Annotated in this window: 3 protein-coding genes; all 3 read left to right on the top strand. The window is 56.1% G+C overall.

Annotated elements, in window-relative coordinates; genetic code table 11:
* The coding region (locus Q0L39_RS11525) for a GerAB/ArcD/ProY family transporter (RefSeq protein WP_296629326.1) at positions 1–1,025 on the top strand (1,025 nt) is incomplete at its 5' end.
* On the top strand, positions 1,022–2,158 hold the full coding sequence (locus Q0L39_RS11520; protein WP_296629325.1) for a Ger(x)C family spore germination protein: 1,137 nt from the start codon (positions 1,022–1,024) through the stop codon (positions 2,156–2,158). The genes Q0L39_RS11525 and Q0L39_RS11520, both read left to right, overlap by 4 nt.
* Before the next feature lie 75 nt (positions 2,159–2,233).
* Entirely contained in the window at positions 2,234–2,785 is a 552-nt protein-coding gene (locus Q0L39_RS11515) for a DUF3783 domain-containing protein (protein WP_296629323.1), read from the top strand.
* The last annotated feature ends 17 nt before the right edge of the window (positions 2,786–2,802 follow it).

The following is a 2,802-nucleotide window of genomic DNA, read 5'->3' as shown; positions in this document are numbered from 1 at the left end:
TTATCGTCCTGATTTTCATTCTCGACGCCAATGGCACGTCGCAGGGAAGTGCGTCGCTGCTGGCAATCGTCCTCGGCTTTGTGCTGACTGCGGCTGCAATGGTTCCGGCGTGGCTGCTGCTGAAAAAGCACCCAGGGATGGATCTGCAGATACTGACCATGCAGCTTTCGCCAAAACTGGGACGGGTCAGTGCGATAGTATTGTATCTGGTGTGTCTGGTGGTTTCCGCCGAGACCGCCGCCCAGTTTACAATGTTTTTGACAAGCGCCGTCTATCCGCGCGCCAGCGTCCTCTGGGTGGGCCTCATTTTCTGCGGCGCTGTATTATATCTGGTGCTGCTGGGACTGGAGGCGGTGACCAGGACGGCGGCAATCATGCTGGCAGCGACCATCCTTTCCTCGCTGCTCATCAGTCTGGGACTGTGGGGTTCCATGGACACCCTCAATCTGATCTCTCCGCTGTATGACGGATGGGGAAAGGTGCTGTACAGGTCCACCCGCTACTTTACCCAGAACATCGAGCTGATTGCCTTTGTGCTGCTGCTGTCAAACCTCAACACTCCAAAGCTCCAGCGCACCTTCTGGGGCTATCACACGATGACCAGCGTCATTCTGCTGGCAGTTTCCTATGCGGCGATCACCGTGCTGGGCAGCTATGGAGAAACACAGAATTTTCCGGTGTACACCCTCTTTGTGCTGTCCGGCTCCAATGTGTTCTACCGGTTTGACTATGTGCTGCTGGTGCTGTGGGTGGCAACGGCGATGATTCGTGCCGCGCTCTATCTCATTCTTGCCTGTCGGACGCTGGGAACGCTGGGACCAAAGCTGCAAAGCCGCTGGGTGGTGGGAATCAGCGCCGCCGTGGTCACCGTCACTGCGATTGCAGCAGTGCGAAATATCCAGCTGTTCGGGGGATTATATCACTTTCTTGCGGACGGAGTGCCGGTCTATTTCTTGCTGCTGTTCTGGCCGGTGCTGTTGCTGCTGCTCGCGTACAATCGACAAAAAAAGGAGGAGCGCAGATGAAAAAGTGGATCTCTCTGCTGATGGCGGCAGGCTTTGCGCTGCTGCTGTGCGGCTGTATGAATGCCGCACAGCTCAAGGACCGCACCATCATCAAGATGGTGGGAGTGGATCTGGTGGACGGAGAATTTGTGCTGAGCATGCTGCAATTCTCTCCGCAGCTGCAATCGGGACAGGAGGCAGCGGCAGCGACACTGGTCGTCCAGACTCGCGGACGTTCGGTCAGCGAGGCGGTGGACGGATTGAGCCAATACAGCGGCAACGAGGTGTTTTTAGGAAACGCAAGCTTTCTGGTGGTGGGACGCTCGGCAGCCCAGCAGGGTCTGGAATCGGTGCTGGGATACTTTAATGCTAACCACGAGGTCAGCCCTGAGCTATATGTGGCGATGGCGGAGAACACCGCCGAGGAGGTCATCCGCACCCAGTCCGAGCAGGACAGCAGCGCCACCCAGCTAAAGACATTGATCGAACAGGGGCAGAAAAACGGTCTGCTGGGACGTCCTGCGCTCAAGGATGTCATCAACCGCCTGCAAAGCGACAAAGCCGAGCCCTATCTGCCGCTGGTTACCACCGAGGAACTGACCGACGGCAAAAAGGTGCTGAAAATTGCAGGAATGGCCATTTTTAAAGAAGGAAAGTTTTTGGATAACCTTTCGATCGAACAGACCCGTGGCGTACTGTGGGCGACCGATGAGCTAAAGCGTGCCGTGATGACGGTCAATTACGGAGAAGAGAAGGAGGCGCTCGCTTCGGTGGAACTGACCGACAGCGAAAGCCAGGTGAAGGTGAGCATGGAGGACGGCAAGCCGGTTCTCCTGCTGGAAATCCGCACCGAAGGCAGCGTGCTGGAGGCGACCTTTCCCAGTGGCGGCGGAGTAGGAATGGAGCAGCTGGGAGAAATCCAGATTGAAGTATCATCCCAAATCAAAGACACGGTGCGCCAGACGGTGGATAAGGTCTTTTTTGAGAAGAAAAGCGACATCTTCCGCTATTCCGAATTCATCAAAAAATATGAGCCGGACTACTGGAAGGCAAATCAGGAGAATTTTGAACAGGTGATCGACGACTGCCGCATCGAGATTTACGTCGACTGCCTCATCGACCACCCAGGTTTGGAGGCAAAACACAGCCGTTAGCCGGACACTGGAAGTCAGACGCAAAATGTGGTACAATGCTGGCAAGGGTATTTTTGACAGAAAAGAGGGAACCACATGAAAGCAAAGATTGCACCGCGCAAAGAGATCGTGCTGCTGTACCAGAGCGAGAAGATCGAGGGCAGCGACCGCCTGTTTGCACTGCTTACACAGATGCAGATTCCATACAAGGAGGTAGCGCCGTCCGAGCTTGGCCAAACTACCGGTACGCTGGCAGGCTACCGCAGCGACCCGCAGGAAGAAACCGCCGTTCAGCCGCAGACACCGGCGATGGCGATGGGCGGACTTGCCGGCAAGCGGCTGGATCAGCTGTTAAACGCCATGCGTCAGCAGCAGATCGACCTGCCGGTCAAAATGGTCATCACCCAGCACAACGAGCGCTGGCCGTTTGGAACGCTCATTGAGGAGGTCGGACGGGAACACCAGCTGTTTGTGGCGATGGAACGTCTGCAAAGGCTGTGCAAACGTGCGCAGCAGGTCGAAGGCTTTGACCCGATTCTGATAAAGCGCGCACAGGATGCCCTGAGCAGGATGCGCTCCGAGCAGGAGGCACCTACCCGTGAGGAGCTGGAAGGACTGAGCGACCAACTGGAATCGCTGCTGGGATAAAATAAAAAGAGGAGAAA

The organism is uncultured Negativibacillus sp., assembly GCF_944388365.1.
Lineage (GTDB): Bacteria > Bacillota > Clostridia > Oscillospirales > Ruminococcaceae > Negativibacillus.
The sequence above is the reverse complement of the archived record's forward strand: the minus strand, read 5'-3'. Positions and strand labels throughout refer to the sequence as shown.